6 protein-coding genes are annotated in these 6,353 nt (G+C 75.3%); all 6 read right to left on the bottom strand.

Annotation, left to right across the window (positions count from 1 at the left end; translation table 11 throughout):
• Positions 1-177: 177 nt before the first annotated feature.
• The 6 genes from ACFCX4_RS33740 to ACFCX4_RS33715 all read right to left on the bottom strand — a co-directional run bounded on the left by ACFCX4_RS33740 (position 178) and on the right by ACFCX4_RS33715 (position 6,171).
• Positions 178-960, bottom strand: a complete 783-nt coding sequence (locus tag ACFCX4_RS33740; protein WP_376150862.1) for a MerR family transcriptional regulator — start codon at positions 958-960, stop codon at positions 178-180.
• 75 nt (positions 961-1,035) lie between these two features.
• Positions 1,036-2,193, bottom strand: a complete 1,158-nt coding sequence (locus tag ACFCX4_RS33735; RefSeq protein WP_376150864.1) for a hypothetical protein — start codon at positions 2,191-2,193, stop codon at positions 1,036-1,038.
• A gap of 291 nt (positions 2,194-2,484) precedes the next feature.
• Entirely contained in the window at positions 2,485-3,792 is a 1,308-nt protein-coding gene (locus ACFCX4_RS33730) for an LPXTG cell wall anchor domain-containing protein (RefSeq protein ID WP_376150860.1), read from the bottom strand.
• 309 nt (positions 3,793-4,101) lie between these two features.
• The gene (locus ACFCX4_RS33725) at positions 4,102-4,683 is read right to left on the bottom strand and encodes an NAD(P)H-dependent oxidoreductase (protein WP_376150858.1); all 582 of its coding nucleotides are present in this window, start codon (positions 4,681-4,683) and stop codon (positions 4,102-4,104) included.
• Positions 4,684-4,786: 103 nt separating this feature from the next.
• The gene (locus tag ACFCX4_RS33720) at positions 4,787-5,671 is read right to left on the bottom strand and encodes an NAD(P)-dependent oxidoreductase (protein ID WP_376150856.1); all 885 of its coding nucleotides are present in this window, start codon (positions 5,669-5,671) and stop codon (positions 4,787-4,789) included.
• 86 nt (positions 5,672-5,757) lie between these two features.
• Positions 5,758-6,171, bottom strand: coding sequence for a hypothetical protein (locus tag ACFCX4_RS33715; protein WP_376150854.1), 414 nt, complete (start codon positions 6,169-6,171; stop codon positions 5,758-5,760).
• Positions 6,172-6,353 lie beyond the last annotated feature (182 nt).

Below are 6,353 nucleotides of genomic sequence, written 5' to 3'. Positions count from 1 at the left end.
GGTGCGGGGCGCTGCGCCCCGCACCGCGTGAGCCCGGCGGCGGTGTGCCGGGTGGCGGTGTGCCGGGTGGCGGTGTGCCGGGTGGCGATGTGCCGGGTGGCCGCCCACCGGGTACGGCGCGCCGCCCGTCCGGCCACCGCCTATCCGGCCACAGCCGGCCGACCGCCACCCGGCCGGCTACGCCGGTCCGCCGCCGCGCAGGTCGGCGTTGGCGATCATGGCGTCGTGCAGCCACCGGGCCAGGCCCGGGGCGAGCGCCTCGTAGACCTCCGTGAAGCGGGGGTCGGCGAGGTACATCCCCGCGATGCCGCGGTGGATCTCGTAGGTGCAGTCGTAGAAGTTGTCGCGGATGTGCTGCCGGTGCGCCTCGGCGAGGTCCGTCGCCCGGCCGCCGCCGGCGGGCTCCCCGGCGGTGAAGGCCTCGACCAGGCGGGCGTTGAGCGCGTCCGCCTCGGCCTTGATCCGCTCCCAGTCGGCCTTGTCGTAGCCGCCGGTGCGGCGCTGGGACTCCGCCCAGGCGGCGGTGTCGCCCCAGCGCTGCTCCGCCTCGCTCTCCCACTCCTCGCGGTAGTTCTCGCCGAAGAGCTCGAACTTCTCCTCCGGGGTCAGCCGGATTCCCATCTTCTCCGCCTCCATCGCGTGTTCCACGGCCGCGGCCAGTTTCCGGAGGTGCTCGATGCGGTCGGTGAGCAGCCTGTGCTGGCGCCGCAGGTGCTCGCTCGGGCTCACCGAGTCGTCGTCCAGGACGGCCGCGATCCCTTCGAGGGGGAACCCGAGTTCGCGGTAGAACAGGATCCGCTGCAGCCTGCCGAGGTCGGCCCCGTCGTACCGGCGGTGGCCGGCCGGCGTGCGGCCCCGGGGGGACAGCAGGCCGATCCCGTCGTAGTGGTGCAGGGTGCGGACGGTCACCTTGGCGATCCTCGCCACCGCGCCGACCGTGTACCCGTCCCCGTCGTCCATCCGGGTTCTCCCTCCTTGCCGGTCACGAGCCTGCCTCCTCCCGTTGCGTGAGGGTCAAGTCCGCGGCCGGGTGCGTCAGGCGGCGGCCCGCTCGCGCTCGGCGCCCGGCACGCCGTCCCGGCCGGCCGGCCGCCGGGAGCCGCCCCGGCCCCTCCCGCGCCGGGACCCGGTCGGCCAGAGCAGCACGTACGCCGCCGAGACCACCACGAAGGCCAGCCGGACGAAGCCGCGCGCCGGGTCGGACGGCAGGAACAGCGTGCCGCCGTACAGCGCGGCCAGCGCGATCCAGCTCCACCAGGGCACCAGGCGCCGCTGCCCGACCGTGTCCCAGAGCAGCGTGCCGAGCAGGATCGACGCGCTGTAGTACGTGTAGACGCTCGGGTCGAGCAGGATCCGGGCGTCCGCGCCCAGCAGCACGACGGCCGGCCAGCGGCCGCGCCACACCGCCAGGGTGCCCAGTCCCAGGCCGAGCGCGAACTGCGCCGGGCGGTCCCACCACGGCGTGGCCGGATCGGTCACGCCGAACCAGCGCAGCGCGGAGGCGGGCTGGTTGGGGATGGTGAACTTGGCGGCGGCCATCGTGTCGAGGTCGCCCAGGTAGAACGGCAGCCAGGCGACGGCCACCAGGGCGGTGAACCAGAGCGCGGACCGCAGCCACCGGGTCCGGGGCAGCGCGAGGAGCAGCGGTGCGAACGCGAGCGCCCACGGTTTGGAGTCCACCGCCAGTGCCAGGTACACCGCGACCGCGGTCGCCCGGCCCCGGCTGAGCTCGTGGGCGGCGAGGGTGGTGAAGAACAGCGCCAGCACGTCGTCCAGGTGCGCGAAGCGGACCGACACCTCGACCCACATCGGGATGAACGCCAGGCCTGCGATCAGCAGCCGCTGCTGGAGCCGGCGGTGGTTGGTGCCGGTGCCCAGGTAGTGGCGGGCGGCGGTGCGGCCGACCAGGACCAGCATCGCCAGGCCCAGCCCGGACATCGCCGCCTCGGCCAGCAGCGCGCCGGTCCGGGGCGGGAAGGGCGAGAAGAGCCGCGCCACCGCCAGGCTGACCGGGCCGATCTGCAGCTCCGGGTGGTGGGCGTAGAGCGCGAGGCCGCCGTCCGGACGGTCGCTGAAGAGGAGTTCCTCGCCCTGGCGCAGGTAGTGCCAGGAGAAGCCACCGCTCGGCTCGACCAGCAGGAACCACAGGACCGTCCAGGCGACCAGCAGCACGTGGTGTCTGCGGACCGGCAGGCCCGCGATCCGGCCGGTGGCGGCCTCGTAGTCCGTCCAGGCGCGCGCTCCGCGCCTCGACCGCCCCGACTCTGCCGAGCGCTCCGCGCTCCGTCCCCGCACCCCGGTACCTCGCCTGCCCTGTCGGCTTCCTCGGCGGGCCATCCTAGGCTCCCGGCGGCCCCGTCCGTGCCGCCGGGGGGACCTGGCCCGACGGAACCGCCCGTGCCCCCGGGGACCGGGGACACGGGCGGGGCGCCGGCGGATGCCGCCGGTGCGGGCGTCAGCCCTGCCGCGCGGTGCGGCCGGGCATCAGCCCTGCTGCGCGGTGCGGCGGCGGCGGAGCACCACGAGGGTGCCGACACCGGCCGCCAGGACGACGCCGCCGGCGATCGCGATGCCGGTGGTGTCGTCACCGCCACCGGTGGTCGCCAGGGCCTTGTCCGCGTTGGACCGGGCCTGGGCGACCGCCTCCGGGGTGACCGGCAGCGGCGCGATGGCCGGGAGCTTCACCGGGAAGTCGATCGGCGGGCGGGCGCCGGTCTCGTCGTCGCCCGGGGTCACGCCCGTGGTGGGGGTGCTGCTGCCGGAGGCGCTCGGCGAGGCGCTGCCGGACGGCGACGTGGTCGCGCTCGGCGAGCCGGACGGGGTGCCGGAAGCGCTCGGCGTGGTGCTCGGCGTACCGGTCGTGCTCGGCGTGGTGCTCGCCGACGGGGTGGTGGTGGCCGACGGCGTGGTGGTGGCCGACGGGCTGGTGCTCGTGCTCGGGGTGGCCGTGGCACTCGGGCTGCCGGTCGGGCTTCCGCTCGGCGTCGGGCTGCCGCTCGGCGTCGTGGTGGCGGACGGCGAGCCGGAGGGCGTCGTGCTGGCCGACGGGCTGCCGGTCGGCTTGGTCGGGCTCGCGCTCGGGGTGGTCGGCTTCGTCGTCGGCTTCGTGGGGGTCGGGCTCGGCTTGCCGCCGCCGGCCACGATCCGGAAGCTCTCGGCGCAGTCGCTCTCGCCGATGAACTCGCCCGGGCCCGGCTCCTTGTTGCCCTCCACCTTGGAGGCGAAGGCCACCGGCACCACACCGGCCGAGCCGAGCGGGGCGTCCTGGGTCACCGAGACGCGGACGGTGAGGGTGAGGCTGCTGCCCTTGTTCACGGCCAGCAGCGAGTTCTTGTAGTCGGGCGTCACGCCGTCGATGAGCTTGGCGAGCAGGAACAGCACGCCGTCGTCGTCGGTCTCGCCGCCGCCCGGGGCGGGCTTGGCCGGCAGCCAGGTCTTCGTCCGGTCCAGGGACTCGGGAAGCTGGTACTCGACCTTGAGGTGCTGCCCGCGGAGGGTGCCCTTGTTGTTCTTGAACTTGAGCAGCGGGTAGTAGACGAAGTCGTGTTTGGTGTTGTTGTCGACGGTGAAGTTGAACAGCTTGGTCTCGCCGCCGGCGACGAAGGTGCGCGGCACACCGTCGAGCGACAGGTCGAGCGCGCGGGCGCTCGCCTTGTCGGCCTGCGGGGCGACGGCGGGCGACGGTCCGGTGGTGGCGGCGGCCACCGCGCCCTGGGCGCCGGTCAGCGCCATCGAGGCGGCGAGCGCGGCAGCGCCGGCCAGGGCGAGACTGCGAGGTATGGAGATGGACAAGGAGACCTCACGAGAGTGTCCGGGCGCGGCCCGGGGCGCGGAAGGACGGGCGGTCGTGCGCGCCGCGTTCCCCCCGCGAAGCTGAAAGTCCGACGGAGAATATCGAAGCCCCCGGCCGTGACGGAAGGCGGGTGCCGGTATTCGTCGGACTCCTGAGGTTTCATGTCCGATTGGCCCAACTCTGCCCCTCGGTAGGGTTTTTGCTCTCGAAGGGCCGGTGAACCGGACATGACCGGCAGGCGGTACCGGAGGTTCCGCTACCGCCTGCCGGAGGGCCCCGGAGTCGCCCGCCGGAACTGCCCGCCGGAGCTACCCGCCAGCGAAGAACGACCCGGCCCCGGCCAGCGCCCGTTCGTCCCCGAGCACGTCCCCCGGCCGGTTGCCGCGGCCCAGCAGCGCGCCGCCCCAGCGCATGCCCAGGTACTCGGCGGTGAGCCGCAGGGTGCCGATCAGCGGCTCCGCCTTGTCCGGCTCGGTGGCGTACGCGGTGACGACCCAGAGGGTGCCCCGGGCCATCCGCTCGCGGAAGTCCACGCCGGGCAGCCGCTGCCAGCCGGACCAGTGGTCCAGGTAGAGCTTGGCCGCGGTCGGCAGGGCGTACCAGTAGAGCGGCGTGACGAAGACCAGGTCGGTGGCGGCCAGGGTGGCGTCCAGCAGGACGCGCCCGTGGCCGGCCGGCGGCTCGTACCGGCCGCCCTCGACGTGCCGGAGGTCCTCGAAGGGTGGCAGCGGGTGGTCGGCCAGGCGCAGCCAGCGCTGCTCGGCACCCTCCGGCAGGCTCGCCGCGGCGGCCAGCCGGGCGAGCTGCACGGAGTTCCCGTCGGCCCGCGCTCCGGCGTCGAGGAAGAGGAAGGACCGGCGCGCGTCGGCGCGGCCGCTGGGCTCGGACATCGGGACCCCCTGGCGAACTGTCGTGCGGTCGAAGGCCCGAGCCTATGCCGCCGCCCGTCCGGGGTCCGGCGCGGCCGGGTCCCGGAACCGGCCGCGCCGGGCGCTACTCCGGGAGCCCCGCCCGGCGGCGCGCCACGGCCGCGACCGCCGCCCAGTCCTTCTCGCCGTCCCCGTGCGCCAGCGCGTCCAGGAAGGCGTCCCGCAGCACGCTGCCGAACGGCAGCGGCACGTGCTTCGCCGCACCGGCGGAGAGCGCGAGACCGACGTCCTTGAGACCGAGCGGAAGCCTGAACCCGGCGGGCTCGTAACGGCGTTCGGCCACCATCGAGCCGTACCCGGAGTAGACCGGGCCCGGGAAGAGCGTGCCGCTGAGCATCCCGATCAGATCGGCCGGCCGGACGCCGTTGGCCTCGGCCAGGCTGCACGCCTCGGCCATCGACTCGATCGCGCAGGCCAGCAGGAAGTTGGTGCTGATCTTGGCGGCACTGGCCTGGGCCGGCCGCTCGCCGAAGTACCAGGTGTGCCGCCCCATCGCGGCGAGCAGCGGCTCGACCGCCGCCAGCGACTCCGCGTTCCCGGCGGCCAGGAACTCCAGCTCCCCGGCCGCGGCCACCGGCGGGCGGCCGAGCACCGGGGCGGCGACGTACCCGATGCCGTACTCGGCGTGCAGGGCCTCGGCCCGCTCGGCCAGCGCGACCGAGACGGTGGCCGTGTTGAGGTGCACGCGGGCCCCGGCGCCGGCGAGCAGGGCCGGTTCGAGCAGCAGTCGGTCCACGGCCTCGTCGTCGGCCAGCATCGAGACGACCACGTCGGCCGCGAAGGCGTCGGCGAGCCCGTCGGCGGCCAGGGCGCCCCGGGCGACCAGCTCCGCCACCGGCCCGGGGGACCGGTTCCAGACCCGCACGGTGTGCCCTGCCGCGACCAGGTTGGCGGCCATGCCCCGGCCCATCGCGCCGAGTCCGACGAAGCCGATCCGCATCCCGCTCATCGCCCGCTCCCGTGGTCGCCCGTACGGCCGGACCGCTCGTCCGGCCGCGCCCGGACCGACTGTACGTCAGCGGGGAGCGGCGCCGGTCAGGCAGCGGCCGCGTGCCGCCCGTCCACCGAGCCGGCCTCCAGCCGGGCCAGGACCCGGCGGCGCAGCAGCTGGTACTGGGCCTGCAGCCGGCCCGGACGCTGCGGGCGGGCGACCGGCCGGCCGGGGCCGACCAGCTCGTCCGGGCCGAAGCGCGAGCGGGTCATGTCGATCTCGGTCCCGGCGGCGGACCGGTTCCACCAGTGCAGGTCCGTACGGACGCCGCCGACGGACACCTCGCCCATCAGCAGCTCGCCGCCGAGCAGGTCGTGCACCACCAGGGCGGTCGCCCGGCACTGGCCGTGGGCGGGATGCTCGGGACGCCATTGGGCCTGGTCCTCGGGCGCGCAGGTGTCGGCACCCCAGGAGGAGCGGATCGCACGTTCGATGTCGTTGATCGTCCACGCCGTCATACCGGGAAGCCTGCCACGGGGCACCGACAGCGGCAGGGGCTTTTCGGGAGGCGGTCCCGTGTTCTGCGGCGACCCGGGTCACCTTCACCCGTACGGGGAACCCCGCGGGCCGCCGCGCCGGGCCCGCCCGGACCGGCACCCCCGGCCGGGCGGACGCGGCGCGGCGGCCCACCGGGCGCACC

This window comes from Kitasatospora sp. NPDC056327 (assembly GCF_042261735.1).
Classification (GTDB): domain Bacteria; phylum Actinomycetota; class Actinomycetes; order Streptomycetales; family Streptomycetaceae; genus Kitasatospora.
This window is presented reverse-complemented; position numbering and strand designations above follow the sequence as displayed.